Genomic DNA, 17737 nt, shown 5'->3' on the forward strand with positions numbered 1-17737 from the left:
GGATCGTCGCCGTTGCACCCGGTGCAGCGGCGACGTGACGTCACAAGCTTTTCGAAACAGGGTTGACAGTATCTGACCCCAACCCGGCCGGCAGGGGGGCACAATGTTCTCATTTATCATCAGACGCATCGGCACCATACTGCTCACGATGCTGTGCCTGACGCTGGTCGTCTTTTTCCTCGTCAATCTCGAACCCAATCTGAAGAAGCTGGCGATCAGCCAGACCGAAATGCACACCTCGGCCGAACAGCTCGAAAGCTGGCTGGTCGAGCATGGCTATCGGCAGAACTTCTTCGCCCGCTACGGCCAGTGGCTGGGCGTCCTGCCCAAGCAGCCGGTGACCGATCCGGCGACCGGCAAGCCGGCGCAGCGATTCTCCTTCTGCAACGATCCGACGACGCCGACATTCTCGGGCGTGCTCGAGGGTGATTTCGGCTGCTCGACCAAGTTCAAGACCACCGTGGCCGCCAAGCTGTTCCCGGCGCTCGGCGCCACCGGCATACTCATGCTCTGCGTGCTGGGCGTGATGGTGCCGGTCTCGCTGCTGATCGGCATTCTGGCCGGCATGCGTGAGGGCTCGCGCACCGACCGCGTGCTGTCGGTCGCATCGATCGCCTCGACGGCGACGCCTGAATATGTGTCGGGCGTCATCTTCACCGTTATCTTCGCGTCCTGGCTCGGTTGGCTGAACGGGTCGGCCGCGTCAGCCAGCCAAGGCATCACCTTCTACAATTTCACGCTGCCGGTGATCACGCTGGCGATCTACGGCATCGGCTATATCGCGCGCATGACGCGCGCCTCGATGGTCGAGGTGATGACGCAGCAATATATCCGCACCGCCCGGCTGAAGGGGCTTTCGTTCGGCAACGTGGTGGTCAAGCATGCGCTTCGCAACGCGCTGATCGCGCCGTTTACCGTCATCATGCTGCAGTTCCCCTGGCTGCTGACGGGCGTCGTCATCGTCGAGGTCATGTTCCGCTACCAGGGCTTCGGCTACACGCTGGTCGAGGCCGCCGGCAACAACGACATCGATCTTCTGCTGGGCTGTTCGCTGGTCTCGGTGTTCATCGTGCTGATCACGCAGCTCATTTCCGACGTCGGTTACGCGTTCCTCAATCCGCGCATCCGGGTTCAGTAGGGGAGACGGCGCATGCAAGCTCAATATATCGGCGCCTCCGCCATCATCCTCGAAGTGCTCTGGCGCTTCTGGCCGGTCTGGGTCGCGCTCGCCATCGTCATGGGATCGAGCTTCGTCTACAAGAAGAAGCTGGCGCTCTACGGCCAGCTGTTCGACAGCGGCGTCGGCATCGCCGGCGTCTTCATCTGCCTGTTCTGGCTGTTCACCGCGATCTTCGCCTCCAAGATCTCGCCCTTCGATCCGCTCGGCCAGATCCCGATCATGAAGGACACGCTGCCCGGCGCCATCGAGCCGCAATCGGGGCTCGCCTATCTGTTCGGCGGCGACAAGCTGGCGCGCGACGTCTTCTCGCGCATGGTCTATGGCAGCCAGATCGTGCTGATCATCGCGCCGGCGGCGACCGGTTTCGCGCTGATGGTCGGCATCACGCTCGGCCTGCCGGCCGGCTATTATGGCGGCAAGATCGATTCCATCCTGTCGTTCCTGGCCAATCTGGTGCTGGCTTTCCCGGTTATCCTGCTGTTCTACCTGCTGGTGACGCCCGGTATCATGGACACGCCGATCCCCTATGCGTTGGCCGGCGTCTTCTTCCTGTTCCCGATCATCTTCTTCTGCGTGCTGTTCTGGACGCGCTACAAGAACCGGCCGGACCGCATCTACATCCTGCTCGGCCTGACGATCTTGATCGGTGGCTGGATCTATCTCGGCCTGGTGTTCGACAAGGACCCGCTGAAGATCGTTCATATCGACCCGAACCAGCTCAACATCTTCGTGGCCGTGGTGTTCGCCTCCAGCCCCGGCGTGTTCCGCATCGTGCGCGGCCTGACGATGGACATCAAGACGCGCGACTATGTGGCGGCGGCGCAGACGCGCGGTGAATCGCCCTGGTACATCATGCTGTGGGAGATCCTGCCCAATGCGCGCGGGCCGCTCATCGTCGATGCCTGCCTGCGCATAGGCTACACAACCATCCTGCTCGGCACGCTGGGCTATTTCGGCCTGGGCCTGGCGCCCGAGAGCCCGGACTGGGGCACCGCGATCAAGGACGCCAGCCGGCTGCTGCGCTCCTTTATCCATCCGGCGCTGCCGCCGACGATCGCGCTGATGAGCTTCGTGCTGGGGCTGAACCTGCTCGCCGACTCGCTGCGTGAGCAATCGATGAAGGACTGATCCACGGGTTCCGGCCCGGTGACAGAAGAATAAGGATTGGAGCGACCCATGAACGAGGCAGTTCGAAATCCGGCTAACCCGGCCAATGCGCCGATCATCGAGATCGAGAACCTGTCGATCTCCTTCTTCACCCGCAAGGGCGAGATTCCGGCAGTGATGGATTTTTCCTGTACCGTCATGCCCGGCGAGGCGATGGGCATCGTCGGCGAATCCGGCTGCGGCAAGTCGACCGTGTCGCTCGGCATCATGCGCGACCTCTCCAACATCGGGAAGATCGTCGGCGGCCGCATCAAGTTCCAGGGCAAGGACATGGGCGAGATGTCCGACGAGGAGTTGCGCTCCATCCGAGGCAACAAGATCGCCATGATCTACCAGGAGCCGATGGCCAGCCTCAATCCGGCGATGAAGATCGGCCAGCAGCTGATGGAAGTGCCGCTGATCCACGACAAGGTTTCGAAGGAAGAGGCTTACAAACGCGCTTTGGAGATGGTGCGCTCGGTCAAGCTGCCCGATCCCGAGCGCATGATGCGTTCCTACCCGCACCAGCTTTCGGGTGGCCAGCAGCAGCGCATCGTCATTGCCATGGCGCTGCTGTCCAAGCCGGCGCTGCTTCTGCTCGACGAGCCGACCACGGCGCTCGACGTCACGGTGGAGGCGGGCATCGTCGAACTGGTCAAGGGGCTAGGCGAGAAGTTCGGCACCTCGATGATCTTCGTATCGCACAATCTCGGCCTGATCCTGGAGACCTGCGACAAGATCACGGTGATGTATTCGGGCGAGGCAGTGGAGACGGGCAAGATCAAGGACGTCTTCGACCGGATGCGCCATCCCTACACGCAAGGGCTGTTCCGCTCGATACCGCTGCCTGGTGCTGACAAGAATTCGCGGCCGCTGATCTCGATTCCCGGGCAGTTGCCGTTGCCCCATGAGCGGCCCAAGGGCTGCAATTTCGGCCCACGCTGCCACCATTTTGTGGAAGGCGTCTGCAACGCCGCCGAAATCCCCATGGTGGAGGTCGCCGGCCACGAAGGCCATTTCTCGCGCTGCGTGCGCTTCAACGAGATCGACTGGGAAGCACTGCCGCCCGGCGCCAAGAAGGTCAACGAGAAGGTGCTTCCCGGCGCGCCGGTGCTCAAGATCGAGGATCTGCGGAAATACTACAAGGTCGGGGGCAGCGAGGTTTTCGGCTCGAGCGAGGGTCGCGTTGTCAAGGCCAATGAGACGATTTCGTTCACGGCGCGCGAATCAGAGACGGTCGCCATCGTCGGCGAATCCGGTTGCGGAAAGTCGACGCTGGCCAAGGTGCTGCTCGGGCTCGAGACCGCGAGCTCCGGCAGTGTGACGCTCGCCAACAAGGAGATCCAGTCGACCGGCATCGAAAGCCGCAGCGTCGACACGGTGTCGTCGATCCAGATGGTGTTCCAGAACCCGTTCGACACGCTGAACCCCAGTCATTCGGTGGGCTCGCAGATCATCCGCACGCTGGAGAAGTTCAATGTCGGCAAGACGGTGGCCGACCGGCGCAAGCGCATGCTGGAACTGCTCGATCTGGTGAAGCTGCCGAGGGCGTTCGAGACGCGCAAGCCGCGCCAGCTGTCGGGCGGCCAGAAGCAGCGCATCGGCGTGGCGCGCGCCTTTGCCGGCGATGCCAAGGTGGTGGTGGCGGACGAGCCGGTCTCGGCGCTCGATGTGTCGGTGCAGGCGGCTGTCACCGAACTGTTGATGGACATCCAGCGCAAGAACAAGACGACGATGCTGTTCATCAGCCACGATCTGTCTGTCGTCCGCTACATCGCCGACCGCGTGGTCGTGATGTATCTCGGCTATATCGTCGAGCAGGGTACGACCGACCAGATCTTCGCGCCGCCCTATCACCCCTATACAGAAGCGCTGCTATCGGCGATCCCGATCGCCGATACCAGCGTGGTGAAGAAGCACATCGTGCTCGAAGGTGACATCCCGTCGGCGATGAACCCGCCCTCCGGCTGTCCTTTCCAGACGCGCTGCGGCTACAAGAAGCTGGTGCCGGACAATCTGTGCGAGACGAAAGTGCCGCCGGTCAAGAACCTCGGCGACGGCCATATGAGCCTGTGCTGGCTGGCCGACGACGTGCTGGCCAAGATGGAGCCGGTGATCAAGTTCGACAAGGACCATGCCGCGCATGAGGGCGTGCCGGGTGATGCGCACGGCACCGCGCCGGGTTCGGCCGGGACGGCGCCCAACCGGCCGCATGGCAAAACGAGCAGCGCGGAAGCCGACCAGATCGGAGACGCCGTGGAGCAGGGCGAAGCTGGCATGCGAGCTCGCCGCCACGAAGTCCGCGACGAGGTTTCGGAAACCGGTGTGTCAAAGCCAAAGGATACGACAAGGCGGCATTGACGCAGGCAGTGCGTCAGTTGCCGCACTGCCTTAGCTGCGCGTCATAGTCTCGCGCCATCTTGTCCGTCGCCCGGGCATAGCTCTGGATGCCGGCGTCGCCACGGTTGCCGCGGCCATAGGCGGTCCAGCCGAGATAGTAGGCGAGGTAGAGATTGTAGGTGTCGTTGCGCGCGACGCCGTATGTGTCCGCGGTCTTGGAATGGTACCAGCCGACGAAGTCGATGGCGTCGGCGAATTTCGTGCGGCGCGCCGTCCAGTTGCCGGTTTCCCGTTGATATTGCGACCACGTCCCGTCCAGCGCCTGCGAGAAGCCGGTGGCCGAGGAAACGTGCTTCCACGGGATGAAACCGAGCAGCTTGGTGCGCGGCGGCCGGGCATTGCTCTTGAAGCCGGATTCCTTGCGCACCGTCGCCATCAACACGGGAACCGGCACGCCGTATTTCTGCTCGGTGCGCTGGGCGGCCGACTGCCAGTTGTCGAACCAGCCGTCGTTCTGGTCGAAGACGGCGCAGACATTGTTGATGTGACTGGGCGCCGTCGCGCAGGCCGAAAGTGCCAGCAGCAGACCAACCGCTACAATTTTACTAAAACTCGACCTACGCATTGGATGAGCAATAGGCCGAAATCATAAAAGGAATCTTGCCGAGGCCGTTAACGCTTCCGCGTGGCGATGCATGCGTCTTATCTGGTGCTGATAATCCGACACAATCTGTCGCTTTTTATAAAATAATATGATGGAAATGCCGCCTTGGCTAAAATCACGCCCGTAGATGGCGTATTTCTGACAGCTAGACCGCATCGCCGGGGCTTTGATGCCGGGATGACCGAGCCAAGACGCAAGCGTGGCGCCGAGCGCACCAGCAACCGGGGACCAGCGCCCATACCGCAGCTGCCGCCCCGGCGCGTCAGAAATCCCTATCCGCCCATGGCCTTGCTGTCTGCAGATCAGATCGAGGCGATCCATCAGGCGTCGATGCATATACTGGAGAATTTCGGCATCGAGGTGATGAGCGCGCGGGCGCTGTCGCTGTTCGAAAAGGCGGGCGCGAAGGTCGATCATGCCTCGGCGAATGTCCGCGTCGATCGCGGCATGGTCGAGGAGGCGCTGAAGACGACGCGCTCGGCCTATACGCTGACACCGCGCAACCCGGCAAACGCCATTCATCTCGGCGGCGATACCATCAATTTCACCCTCGTTGCGGGGCCGCCCAATGTGCACGACATGGAGCGGGGCCGCCGCGCCGGCAATCTGCGCGACTATGCGGATCTCACCCGCCTGGCGCAGCATTTCAATTGCGTTCACATGCTTGGCAACCAGGTCTGCGCGCCGATCGAACTGCCGGCGAATTCCCGCCACCTCGATACCTATTTCACCAATCTGACGCTGACCGACAAAAGCTTCCATGTCTCGGCGATCGGCCGGGGCAGGGCGCTGGACGGCATCGAGATGATGGCGATCGCGCGCGGGCTGACGCTGGAAGAGATCCGCCACGACCCCGGCATCGCCACGATCATCTCGGTCAACTCGCCGCGCCGTTTCGACGAGATGATGGCCGAAGGGCTGATGACCATGGCCGAGTTCGGCCAGTCGGTGGCGGTGACGCCGTTCACTCTGATGGGGGCGATGAGCCCGGTGACGCTGGCCGGCGCCCTGGCGCAGCAGAATGCGGAAGCGCTGTTCGGCGTGGTGCTGACGCAGCTGGTGCGGCCGGGCGCGCCGGTGATGTACGGCGCCTTCACCTCCAATGTCGACATGAAATCGGGCGCGCCGGCCTTCGGCACGCCGGAGAACACCAAGGCCAACATCGCTTCCGGGCAACTGGCGCGGCGATACGGGCTGCCTTACCGCACGACGCCCGGCTCGGCCTCCAACGCCGCCGACGCCCAGGGCGCTTATGAGACGCTGATGGCGCTGTGGGGCGCGGTCCTCGGTCACGGCAATCTCGTCTATCACGCCGCCGGCTGGCAGGAGGGCGGTCTGACGGCGTCGTTCGAGAAATTCATCATCGATGTCGAAATGATCCAGCACATGATGGAGTTCCTGCGCCCGATCGTGGTCGACGAGGCAGAATTGGCCGTCGAGGCACTAGGGGCCGTGCCGACAGGCGGCCATTTCTTCGGCGAGCCGCACACGCTGGAGCGCTACGCCACCGCCTTTTACCAGCCGATGCTCTCCAACTGGCAGAATTTCGAAGCCTGGCAGGAAGCCGGCGGCCTCGACACGACGGCGCGCGCGACGCGGCTGTGGAAGAAGGCGCTGGAGGAGTATGTCCAGCCGGCCATGGATCCCGCCGTGCGCGAAGCGCTGGAGGCCTATATGGCCAGGCGCAAGGAAGCGATCGGGGTGGGGGAGCCGTGAGTTCGACGTCGGCGCGACCTGGCGCTTCCTTCTCAGATTCATCTTATTTCCCCAACTCACTGAAATCAGAGAAAAACCCATGAAGTCGCATGCAAAGGTCGTGGTCATTGGCGGCGGTGTCGTCGGATGTTCCGTGCTGTTCCATCTGGCCCGCCACGGCTGGACCGACGTCGTATTGCTCGAGCGCGATGAACTGACCTCGGGCTCGACCTGGCACGCGGCCGGCGGCATGCACACGATCAATGGCGATCCCAACGTCGCCAAGCTGCAGAAATACACGATCAACCTCTACAAGGAGATCGAGGAGCTGTCGGGACAGGCGACCGGGGTGCATCTCACCGGCGGCGTGCTTCTGGCGGCGACCGAGGCGCGGCTCGACTGGTTGCGCGGCGTCGTCGCCAAAGGGCGGTATCTCGGCATCGACCTGGAGGTGATCTCGCCGAAGGAGGCAGCGGAACTGATGCCGCTGCTCGATCCGAAGCAGTTCGTCGGCGCCGTCAGGAACAGGGATGACGGCCATCTCGATCCGTCCGGCGTCACGCACGCCTATGCCAAGGCGGCGCGAAAGCTGGGCGCCGAGGTCGAGCGCTTCACCAAGGTCGAGGACATCGTGCGCCGGCCGGACGGTATGTGGCGCGTCATAACCAACAAGGGCGAGGTGGTGGCCGAGCATGTCGTCAATGCCGGCGGCCTGTGGGCGCGGGAAGTCGGCCGCATGGTCGGGCTGGAGCTGCCGGTGCTGGCCATGGAACACATGTACCTGATTACCGAGGACATGCCGGAGGTCGCCGACTGGAACCAGAAAACCGGCACCGAGATCATGCATGCGGTCGATTTCGACGGCGAGCTCTATCTGCGCCAGGAACGCGGCGGCATGCTGATGGGCACCTATGAGAAGGCCAACAAGCCGTGGTCGGAATTCTCCACGCCGTGGAATTTCGGCCATGAACTGCTGGCGCCCGACATCGACCGCATCGCACCCTCGCTGGAGGTCGGCTTCAGGCATTTCCCGGCCTTCCAGAACACCGGCATCAAGCAGATCATCAATGGCCCCTTCACCTTCGCCCCGGACGGTAATCCGCTGGTCGGGCCGGTGCGCGGCCTACCGGGCTTCTGGGTCGCCTGCGGCGTCATGGCCGGGTTTTCACAGGGCGGTGGCGTGGGATTGGCGCTGTCGAACTGGATGATCGAGGGCGATCCGGGCGCCGACATCTGGGCGATGGACGTGGCGCGCTACGGCGACTGGGCTGGCATGGCCTACACCAACGCCAAGGTGCGCGAAAATTATTCCAGGCGGTTTTCGATCCGCTTTCCCAATGAGGAACTGCCCGCCGGGCGGCCGCTGAAGACGACGCCGGTCTATGACCTGCTGTCGGCCAAGGGCGCGCAGTGGGGTGTCGCCTATGGGCTGGAAGTGCCGCTCTGGTACGCACCGGAAGGCGTCAAGGATGAGTTCTCATGGCGGCGCTCCAGCGACTTTTCCCATGTCGGCAAGGAGGTCGCGGCTGTCCGCGACGGCGTCGGCCTGTCCGAGATTTCGAGCTTCGCCAAATACAAGGTGACGGGCGAGGGCGCGGCTCGGTGGCTCGACCGCATGCTCGCCTGCAAGCTGCCGAAACCGGGCCGCATGACGCTGGCGCCGATGCTGAAGGAAGACGGCAAGCTGATCGGTGACTTCACGCTGGCGAATCTCGGCAGCGAGGGCTGGTTCCTCGCCGGGTCGGGCATTGCCGAGCAATATCATATGCGCTGGTTCGAAAAGCACCTGCCCGATGATGGCTCGGTTCGCATCGAGGCGCTTGGCGCCAGCCTGACCGGCCTTTCGATCGCCGGGCCGAAGGCGCGCGATGTGCTGGCGAAGGTCAGCCGGGCCGATGTGTCGAACGCTGCTTTTCCGTTCATGGCCATCGGCCGGATGGATATCGGCATGGCGCCGTGCCTGGTCGGCCGCGTCAGCTACACCGGCGATCTCGGCTATGAGATCTGGGTGGCGCCGGAATACCAGCGTGCGGCGTTCAACGCGCTCATGGCGGCGGGCGCTGAGTTCGGCATCGGCCTGTTCGGTTCGCGTGCGCTCAATGCGCTGCGGCTCGAAAAGAACTACGGCTCATGGGGCCGCGAATACCGGCCGATCTACGGGCCGCTCGAGGCGGGGCTCGACCGCTTCGTCGCCTATGGCAAGGAGGCCGATTTCATCGGCAAGGCGGCGGCGCTGGCCGAGCGCAAGCAGGGCGGCAAGCTCAGGCTGCGTGCCTTCATCCTGGATGCCACCGATGCCGACGTCATCGGCGACGAGCCGATCTGGTTCGGCGGCGCGGTGCGCGGCTGGGTGACGTCGGGAGGCTACTCGCACAATTCGAAGAAGTCGGTCGCCATGGGCTACGTGCCGAAGGAGATCGCCGAGGAGAGCGACGGCTTCGAGATCGAGTTGCTGGGCAAGCGCCACGCGGCGCGCCTCCAGGCGGCGCCGCTGTTCGACGCCAATTTCGAGCGGATGCGGGGCTGATCCGGGTAATCTGTCCGACGTCGACAGATCGCGTCCAGGCGGCCCGGACCCATCGGGACCGAGCCGCCGTGCGCGCCGCAAACCGGCTCGAGGTCAGTCCCAATCCCCGCGCTTCTTGCCGGCGCGATACTGTTTGTTGCGTTGGACCCAGATCTTGCGATTTTGCGCCTGCAGAGCAGGATCGTCCTTGCGGTCGAGATAGGCCAGTTCGCGCTGCAGTTTCTTCCAGCTGTCCCAACGTTCCTGGCTCAGCCTGCCTACAGCCATGGCCGCGCGCACGGCGCAGGCCGGTTCCGTCTCGTGCCGGCAATCGGTAAACCGGCATTCTGCGGCCAGCGCTTCTATATCCGCGAAGGCTGTGGCCAGGCCGCTTTCGGACTGCCATAGCCCGAGTTCGCGCATGCCTGGCGTGTCGAGCACCAGCCGGCCGTTCGGCAGCAGCAGCAATTCGCGATGCGTGGTGGTATGCCGTCCACGGGCATCGTCCTCGCGGATCTCGCCCGTCGCCATCAATTCGGCGCCGGCGAGGGCGTTGACCAGGCTGGATTTGCCGACGCCTGAACTGCCGAGCAGAACCGCTGTCTGCCCCGGCGCGAAACTGTTGCGCAGGCTTTCAATACCCTCGCCGGTGACGGCGGAGACGACATGGATCGGAACGCGGCTGACAACAGCTTCGACCTCCGTCAGTGGCCCCTGTCGATCGGCGCACAGATCGGCCTTGGTCAAGACCACGGCCGGCGAGGCACCACTTTCCCATGCCGTTGTCAGGTAGCGCTCGATCCTTCTGGCATTGAAGTCGGCATTCAGCGAACTGACCAGGAAGGCCAGGTCGGCATTGGCGGCCACCACTTGCCCGACCGGCCGGCCGGGCCCGGCCGCCTTGCGGGTAAAGGCGCTGCGTCGCGGCAGCACCCAGTGAATCGTGGCGCTGCCTTCGCCGGGCCGCAGTGCGGCGGCGACCCAGTCACCCGTCACCGGATAGCCGCCATCCACGGCTGTGTGGCCGAACCGGCCGGAGAGGTGCGCGATCATTTCCCCCAGCGGGGTGACGATCTGATAAGCACCGCGCTGTTGGACCGTCACGCGTGCCGGGCTCAGATCCCGATCGGCCGGGACTTGGGCATCGCTATGGGTTTGGAATTGCTGCCGGAGCGCTTGGCTCCAGCCATAGTCGTCGATCATTGTTGAATCCTCGGTCGGAATGCCTGTCAGGCGCCGGCCGATGGACTCTTCCTGGAATGTCTTAGCGGGAAGACTAAACGGCGGCGCAGCAAAGGGGGGCGCGAAGCGCGCAAACAGCGACAATCATTGCTCAACCCTCCTTTCCGCAACCGTTTTGAATGCTTCATTGATAAGGAGACCGCAAACAGTCGTCAAGCGGGACGGTTTCCGATGACCGGGCGCCAAGGCGATCGCCGGGTGACTGGTGGAGCGGCCGGTGTCCTCGAGCCGCTCAACTGTTCGTTTTCGCTGCCGCCGGCACCTTGCCGTCGTGATGCGCTCTACCGCCGCGCCGATGTCGCGGCGTTGAACGGAATTTCGAACGAGAATCTGTGCCGGCTTGACGCGGCGCCGTCACGCGTTGCCGCGGTTGTCCAGCGCAAAGGCACCGGCGCCGGCAAAGACCAGATAGAGGAAGATGAAGCAGAAGGAGATCGCCGCGTCGCCGCTGTTGTTGACCGGGAAGAAGTCGCGCGGGTAGTGCGCCATGAAATAGGCGATCGCCATTTCGCCGGCGAGAAGGAAGGCGACCGGGCGGGTGAACAAGCCGAGCGCCAAGAGGATGCCGCCGGCGAATTCGAGAATGCCGGCGGTCGTCGTCAAGCCATTGAGGGCATGAGGTTGCGCGCTGACGGGGAAATTGAACAGCTTCTGGCTGCCATGTTCGATGAATTGGAGAGCGGTCATGATGCGCAGGACGCCGAGCGCCTGCGGCTGAAATCGGGTGAGGCCGTCGAAAAGCTTCATCTGAAACTCCATTTTACCCTCCCGCGCCGGCCATAGAGGATCGTCCGGCACCGGACCACTCACTTCCAATGGCTGGCCATCAACAATCGGTGATTGGAAATGTTCCCCGCTATAGCCTTTCATATTACACCCGTCTGAGTTGCATAAATATCGCAATGGTTGTATTGCTGTGAGCATTCCAACATGTGGATTCCCTTGCCATGAGAAAAATCGTTATCAGCCTGTTCGCAATCCTTACGGCCACCAACTTCGCCATGGCCGAGGACGCCGGCTGCGAGGCTTTCAAATGGCCGGTAACGCGCGAACAGGCGCTGTTTCCCGCCGCGCCAGCCACGCCGGCGGGCGCGCCGCTGGCCGTCGGTGCGGCGGCGGATCTGGCGCTGGTGCCGGTCGAGAAGGCCGGTTTCACGCAGCCGCCGGAACGTGCTCCGGCTGCCGGCACATTCGGCGCCGTCGCCAGCATCGCCGTACCACCTGGTGGCGCCATCCAGATCAGCCTGTCGGGCGAGGCGTGGGTCGACGTCATCCAGGACGGCAAGGCCGTGAAATCGTCCGCCTATAGCGGCGTGAAAACCTGCCCGGGTATCCGCAAGAGCGTGCGCTTCAAGCTGGCGGCCGGCCCGGCGACGGTCCAGTTCAGCGGCGCGAAGAAGGCCGGGCTCAAGGTGGCGGTGCTAGCGCCGGAGTAAACCGGCGCCAGCTCAGACATGCCGGGCAGAGGCGGTCGCCTACCGTGCCGACGCGAGCAGTGCGAAATATGCGCCCTGCGGGTCCTGGCACTGTACGATCCATTGGCCCGTCGGCACCGCCATCGGACCCATGACGATCTTGCCGCCATTGTCGGTGACGCGCCTTGCGGCCGCGTCGATGGCGGCGACGTTGAAGTAGAACAGCCATGCGGGAACAGCCATCTGCGGCGGTTTGTTCATGATGCCGCCGCCTGATTCAGGTCCCGCCGCGAAGGTCTGGTAGATGCCCATCTCGCCGATGTCGAAGTCTCCGGCATGGGTCCAGCCGAATTGCGAGGAATAGAAATCGAACGCCGCCTCGCGATCCGAGGCAAAGAGTTCGTGCCAGCCGACATGGCCTGGCGTCGTGGCCGGAAGAACGGGCTGGTCGGGAAGGTTGGGCTGCAGGAACATGAAGCTCGCGCCTTGCGGGTCCGCCACGACGGAGAAGCGGCCGACGCCGGGGATGTCGTCCGGCTCGCGGTGCACGGCGCCGCCCGCCGCCTTCAAAGCCCTGGTCGAGGCATCCGTGTCTCTGGTGTGGATGTAGCCGATCCATGCCGGCGGCACACCCATTTTGGCGGCGTCCGGCGGCATCGTCATCAGCCCGCCGACACCGCGCTCGGCCGAGTTCACCACGATGTAACGCGGCATGCCGGGCGCCTTGTCGAAGGGTTCGGCTCTCCAGCCGACAACCTTGGTGTAGAACGCCTCGGCGGCGTCGAGGTCTGAGGTCATCAGCTCATACCAGAAGAAAGGCATGGGGGATTTCGGCATGGTCGGTCTCCTCACCGTTCAAGCATCGATCGTCATCCGATCCAGCCTAGGACGATCTTCGACACAGGAATCCGACAATTGCCTTGGAAATTGTTTGGCAGGCGGGATGGCCGTTCGCCGGCCAATCGTCCGGCACGGTTCCGATGATAACATGAGTAAAAAAATCATGTTTTTGCTCATACTTTTCAACCACTTGCGCCGAAAATTGACCAATTGATAAAAAAATAAAACGTGCTAGCCTTCCTCAAAACAAAACATGGGGAACTGACGATGCCAGAAGGCCAGTTCAAGGAAGGTATTACCGGGGGGAGGCTGTCGCCCGACCAGTACGCCGACAATTTCTCCGATCTGCATCCGCCGCTCGACCATCACGAGGCGCTGGTCGAATCCGACCGCTGCTATTTCTGCTACGACGCGCCGTGCATGAACGCATGCCCGACCTCGATCGACATTCCGCTGTTCATCCGCCAGATCTCGACCGGCAATCCGATCGGGTCGGCCAAGACCATTTTCGACCAGAACATTCTGGGCGGAATGTGCGCCCGCGTCTGCCCGACCGAGACCTTGTGCGAAGAGGTCTGCGTGCGCGAGGTGGCGGAAGGCAAGCCGGTGCAGATTGGCCGCCTGCAGCGCTACGCCACCGATGTGGCGATGGCCGAGAACAAGCAGTTCTACCCACGCGCCGAGCCAACCGGCAAGACGGTCGCCGTGGTCGGCGCCGGTCCGGCCGGCCTTGCCGCCGCGCATCGTCTGGCCCGTCACGGCCATGACGTGACCATTCTGGAAGCGCGCCCGAAGGCCGGCGGCCTCAATGAATACGGCATCGCCGCCTACAAGAGCGTCGACAATTTCGCCCAGGCCGAGGTCGATTACGTCACCGCCATCGGCGGCATCGACATCCAGAACGGCAAGGCGCTCGGCCGCGACTACCAGTTGTCGGACCTGACCCGCAATTACGACGCGGTGTTCCTCGGCATGGGGCTGGGCGGCGTCAACGCGCTGCGCGCCGATGGCGAGGATGCCGCCGGTGTCACCAATGCGGTGGAATTCATTTCCGAACTGCGCCAGGCCAGCGATCTCTCCGGTTTGCCGGTCGGCCGCCGGGTCGTCGTCATCGGCGGCGGCATGACGGCGATCGATGCCGCCGTGCAGTCGAAGCTGCTCGGCGCCGAGGAGGTGACGGTCTGCTACCGGCGCGGCCAGGAGCACATGAACGCTTCCGGGTTCGAACAGGATCTTGCCGCCGCGAACGGCGTCACCATACGCCACTGGCTGCAGCCGAAGCGGGTGATTGCCGAAGGCGGCAAGGTCAGCGCCATCGAACTCGAATACACCGCGCTGAACGGCGACAAGCTCACCGGCACCGGCGAGATGCTGACGCTCGTCGCCGACCAGGTGTTCAAGGCGATCGGCCAGAGCTTCGTGCCGGCGGCGCTGAACGGCAGCGGCGCCTCGATCGACCTCGAAGCCGGCCGCATCAAGGTGGACGCCGAAGGGCGCACATCGCTGGCCAAGGTCTGGGCGGGCGGCGACTGCATTTTTGGCGGCGAGGACCTCACCGTCTCGGCCGTGGCGCAAGGGCGCGACGCGGCCGAGAGCATCAATCGGGCTCTGACCGGCGGCTGAAGACCAGTGGCACAAATGGCGGCAACCAAAACCAATTCCGGTCTTGCCATAGCCAAGGCCGAGATTGATCGCCTTGCAGCATTGATTGATGCGCCAGAGCAGCTTTTGCCGACTTATGGCTCGACCGAGGACTTTGCCCGACCGCACATTGAGTATAGTGGCTCCCTTTACGACTACGTGGTTGTCGAGCGCGGTGAGGAGTTAAGCCGACACACTGGGGATCTGGCTGCGACCCTCGAACGTACATTTGGCCATGTTACTTCCAGCATGGCGTCCAAATTCGCAATTGGCCACGACCGTTACCGCGTTGTGATGTTCGAGCATCAACTTGAGCTTTTGGGCAAACTCGATCAGGGATGGCGCGCCCGGGAGACCGAACGGATCAAGGCGATCCTGAGGCAGTATCCATGACCGCGGTGGAACCGGGCATTGCCCGTCACTACGACATATCGGGCCTGGAGCAGCGCATTCTCGCCGCGCTCGCCGATACCGGCGTGGATGTCGACCATTTGCGCGCCAGTGATCTCGAAACCGTCGACGAATTCCACATTGGCGGTATCGCCGCCACCAGGGAACTGCTCGACCAGATCGGGCTGATACCCGGACTCCGGCTTCTCGACATCGGATCGGGGGTGGGCGGTCCGGCCCGCTTTGCCGCCAACAATTCCGGGGCAGATGTCACCGGCATCGACCTGACGCAGAGCTATGTCGATATCGCGACCAGCCTCTCGAAACGAACCGGGCTGGCCGACAGGACGCACTTCGTTCAAGGCAGCGCGCTGGACATGCCGTTCGCCGATTCCAGCTTCGATGCGGCCATGATCCTGCATGTCGGTATGAACCTGCCCGACAAGAGAAAGCTGATGAGCGAAGCCGCGCGGGTGCTGAGGCCGGGCTGCGTCTTTGCCGTCTATGATGTGATGCGGCTGAAGGACGGCGCGCTGACGTTTCCTCTGCCATGGGCATCGGACGAGACCATGTCCTTCGTCGCCACGCCTGATGACTATCGCTCGGCTGCCACCGCCGCCGGCTTCTCTGTCACCGCGGAGCGCCCGCGCGGCGCCTTCGCCATCGAATTCTTCGCGGCGATGCGCACCCGGATGGCCGCCGCCCAGGCCGAGGGCAAGAAGCCGCCGCCCGGCGTCGGCCTCGTGATGGGCGAAGACGCCCGCACCAAGATCGCCAATCTCACCGCCGCGCTCGAGGGCGGTATTCTCGCGCCCGTCGAATTGATCCTTCGTCTCGGTTGAAAGGGACCTGTCATGGCTGACATCAGAAATAACTTCGTCGGCATCAAATCGCCCAATCCGTTCTGGCTGGCCTCGGCGCCGCCGACCGACAAGGCCTACAACGTCGTGCGCGCCTTCAAGGCGGGCTGGGGCGGCGTCGTGTGGAAGACGCTTGGCGAGGAAGGCCCGCCCGTGGTCAACGTCAACGGACCGCGCTATGGCGCGATCTGGGGCGCCGACCGGCGCCTGCTCGGCCTCAACAACATCGAACTGATCACCGACCGCGACCTGCAGACCAATCTGCGCGAGATGAAGCAGGTCAAGATGGACTGGCCGGATCGCGCGCTCATCGCCTCGATCATGGTGCCTTGCGTGGAGGAAAGCTGGAAGGCGATCCTGCCGCTGGTCGAGGAGACCGGGGCTGACGGCATCGAACTCAATTTCGGCTGCCCGCACGGCATGTCGGAGCGCGGCATGGGCGCGGCCGTCGGCCAGGTGCCGGAATATATCGAAATGGTGGTGCGCTGGTGCAAGCAATATACGCGCATGCCGGTCATCACCAAGCTGACGCCCAACATCACCGACATCCGCAAGCCCGCGCGGGCCGCGCACGCAGGTGGCACGGATGCCGTGTCGCTGATCAACACCATCAACTCCATCACCGGCGTCGACCTCGACAGTTTCGCGCCGATGCCGACCATCGACGGCAAGGGCTCGCATGGCGGCTATTGCGGCCCGGCGGTGAAACCGATCGCCATGAACATGGTGGCCGAGATCGCGCGCGATCCCGAAACGCGAGGCCTGCCGATCTCCGGCATAGGCGGCATCACCACCTGGCGCGACGCCGCCGAATTCCTGGCGCTCGGCGCCGGCAACGTGCAGGTCTGCACGGCGGCCATGACCTACGGCTTCAAGATCGTGCAGGAGATGATCGCCGGCCTGGAAAACTGGATGGACGAGAAGGGCCACCGCTCGCTGGACGACATCATCGGCCGCGCCACGCCCAACGTCACCGACTGGCAGTATCTCAACCTCAACTATGTCGCCAAGGCGCATATCGACCAGGACGCCTGCATCAAGTGCGGCCGCTGCCACATCGCCTGCGAGGACACCTCGCACCAGGCGATCACCAATGTGGTCAACGGCGTCAGGCACTTCGAGGTGATCGAGGCCGAATGCGTCGGCTGCAATCTGTGCGTCAATGTCTGCCCGGTCGACAATTGCATCACCATGGAGCCGCTGGCGGCAGGCGCGATGGATGAGCGTACCGGCAAGCCGGTATCGCCGGTATACGCCAACTGGACCACGCATCCGAACAATCCGATGGCCAAGGTGGCGGCGGAGTAGGTTTTCGTCACAGGACGAGCACCGGAGCGCAGGAGCTCGCCTTCTCCCCGTCACTATACGGGGAGAAGGTGCCGGCAGGCGGATGAGGGGCAGCGCGACCTTTCGAGACTGCCAGTCGTCCGCTAACCTCACGCGCCACCGACGATCTGGCGCAATCGCCCTGTGAGTTCGCATAGGGCGATTTGTATGGGTTGAGTTGGCGCTGCCCCTCATTGCCCTGCTGGGCATTTCTCCCCGTATAGTGACGGGGAGAAAGAGGCTGTCTCGCCGATTTCGCCAATCCCCAAAGTGTTTCGTTTCAAACGCAGGGAATTCTCCCTTTCCCTATTGCAGATAAAAACTATCCACGATAAAAGATATCCATGAATTGGAGATCGAGACCATGAAGCTGGGCGAGGGCGTTGAGGCAGCCATACACTGCGCGGCGACGCTGGCGAGCGTGGAGGGCGACAGCACCATGCCGGGTGCGGCCCTGGCCGAGGCCTTCGGCCTGTCGCCGAGCTATCTCTT

At 63.5% G+C, this 17737-nt stretch carries 14 protein-coding genes and 1 pseudogene; 11 read left to right on the forward strand and 4 right to left on the reverse strand.

The window, feature by feature from the left end:
- Positions 1–103: 103 nt before the first annotated feature.
- The 3 genes from J0I79_RS29615 to J0I79_RS29625 are packed head-to-tail and all read left to right on the forward strand — an operon-like array spanning position 104 to position 4687.
- On the forward strand, positions 104–1138 hold the full coding sequence (locus J0I79_RS29615; RefSeq protein ID WP_292867820.1) for an ABC transporter permease: 1035 nt from the start codon (positions 104–106) through the stop codon (positions 1136–1138).
- A gap of 12 nt (positions 1139–1150) precedes the next feature.
- Positions 1151–2308: an ABC transporter permease gene (locus tag J0I79_RS29620; protein WP_292867823.1), complete on the forward strand. Its 1158-nt coding sequence runs from the start codon at positions 1151–1153 to the stop codon at positions 2306–2308.
- Positions 2309–2356: 48 nt separating this feature from the next.
- Positions 2357–4687, forward strand: coding sequence for an ABC transporter ATP-binding protein (locus J0I79_RS29625; protein WP_292867826.1), 2331 nt, complete (start codon positions 2357–2359; stop codon positions 4685–4687).
- Between the two features lie 13 nt (positions 4688–4700).
- On the opposite strand, the gene J0I79_RS29630 is transcribed toward J0I79_RS29625, so the two are convergent.
- On the reverse strand, positions 4701–5291 hold the full coding sequence (locus tag J0I79_RS29630; RefSeq protein ID WP_292867829.1) for a transglycosylase SLT domain-containing protein: 591 nt from the start codon (positions 5289–5291) through the stop codon (positions 4701–4703).
- Positions 5292–5507: 216 nt separating this feature from the next.
- Here J0I79_RS29630 and J0I79_RS29635 point away from each other — a divergent pair, with 216 nt between their 5' ends.
- Both J0I79_RS29635 and J0I79_RS29640 read left to right on the forward strand, forming a co-directional pair.
- Positions 5508–7046, forward strand: coding sequence for a trimethylamine methyltransferase family protein (locus tag J0I79_RS29635; RefSeq protein ID WP_292867832.1), 1539 nt, complete (start codon positions 5508–5510; stop codon positions 7044–7046).
- Between the two features lie 79 nt (positions 7047–7125).
- Positions 7126–9552: an FAD-dependent oxidoreductase gene (locus J0I79_RS29640; RefSeq protein WP_292867835.1), complete on the forward strand. Its 2427-nt coding sequence runs from the start codon at positions 7126–7128 to the stop codon at positions 9550–9552.
- A 93-nt stretch (positions 9553–9645) separates the two neighbouring features.
- Here J0I79_RS29640 and rsgA read toward each other — a convergent pair whose 3' ends face one another.
- Together rsgA and J0I79_RS29650 are read right to left on the reverse strand one after the other, a co-directional pair.
- Positions 9646–10734 (reverse strand): ribosome small subunit-dependent GTPase A, encoded by a 1089-nt coding sequence (gene rsgA, locus J0I79_RS29645; protein WP_292867838.1) that lies wholly within the window; start codon positions 10732–10734, stop codon positions 9646–9648.
- A gap of 393 nt (positions 10735–11127) precedes the next feature.
- Positions 11128–11520 carry a DoxX family protein gene (locus J0I79_RS29650; RefSeq protein ID WP_292867840.1) on the reverse strand — a complete coding sequence of 131 codons (393 nt, stop codon included), beginning with the start codon at positions 11518–11520 and terminating at the stop codon, positions 11128–11130.
- Between the two features lie 200 nt (positions 11521–11720).
- On the opposite strand from J0I79_RS29650, the gene J0I79_RS29655 reads away from it, so the two are divergent.
- Positions 11721–12209 carry a hypothetical protein gene (locus J0I79_RS29655; protein ID WP_292867843.1) on the forward strand — a complete coding sequence of 163 codons (489 nt, stop codon included), beginning with the start codon at positions 11721–11723 and terminating at the stop codon, positions 12207–12209.
- A 39-nt stretch (positions 12210–12248) separates the two neighbouring features.
- Here the strand turns inward: J0I79_RS29655 and J0I79_RS29660 are convergent, their stop codons facing one another.
- Positions 12249–13025 carry a VOC family protein gene (locus J0I79_RS29660; RefSeq protein ID WP_292867846.1) on the reverse strand — a complete coding sequence of 259 codons (777 nt, stop codon included), beginning with the start codon at positions 13023–13025 and terminating at the stop codon, positions 12249–12251.
- Between the two features lie 270 nt (positions 13026–13295).
- Here J0I79_RS29660 and J0I79_RS29665 point away from each other — a divergent pair, with 270 nt between their 5' ends.
- The 5 genes and pseudogenes from J0I79_RS29665 to J0I79_RS29685 form a co-directional block, all read left to right on the forward strand.
- Positions 13296–14651: an NAD(P)-dependent oxidoreductase gene (locus tag J0I79_RS29665; RefSeq protein WP_292867849.1), complete on the forward strand. Its 1356-nt coding sequence runs from the start codon at positions 13296–13298 to the stop codon at positions 14649–14651.
- Positions 14652–14666: 15 nt separating this feature from the next.
- Positions 14667–15062, forward strand: a complete 396-nt coding sequence (locus J0I79_RS29670; RefSeq protein WP_292867852.1) for a hypothetical protein — start codon at positions 14667–14669, stop codon at positions 15060–15062.
- Positions 15059–15901, forward strand: coding sequence for a methyltransferase domain-containing protein (locus J0I79_RS29675; protein WP_292867855.1), 843 nt, complete (start codon positions 15059–15061; stop codon positions 15899–15901). Before J0I79_RS29670 ends, J0I79_RS29675 begins: the two co-directional genes overlap by 4 nt.
- 12 nt (positions 15902–15913) lie before the next feature.
- Entirely contained in the window at positions 15914–17227 is a 1314-nt protein-coding gene (gene preA, locus J0I79_RS29680) for an NAD-dependent dihydropyrimidine dehydrogenase subunit PreA (protein WP_292867858.1), read from the forward strand.
- Positions 17228–17609: 382 nt separating this feature from the next.
- Positions 17610–17737 (forward strand): annotated as a pseudogene (locus J0I79_RS29685) (transcriptional regulator); the annotation flags it as partial.

The organism is Mesorhizobium sp. (assembly GCF_017306585.1).
Lineage (GTDB): Bacteria > Pseudomonadota > Alphaproteobacteria > Rhizobiales > Rhizobiaceae > Mesorhizobium.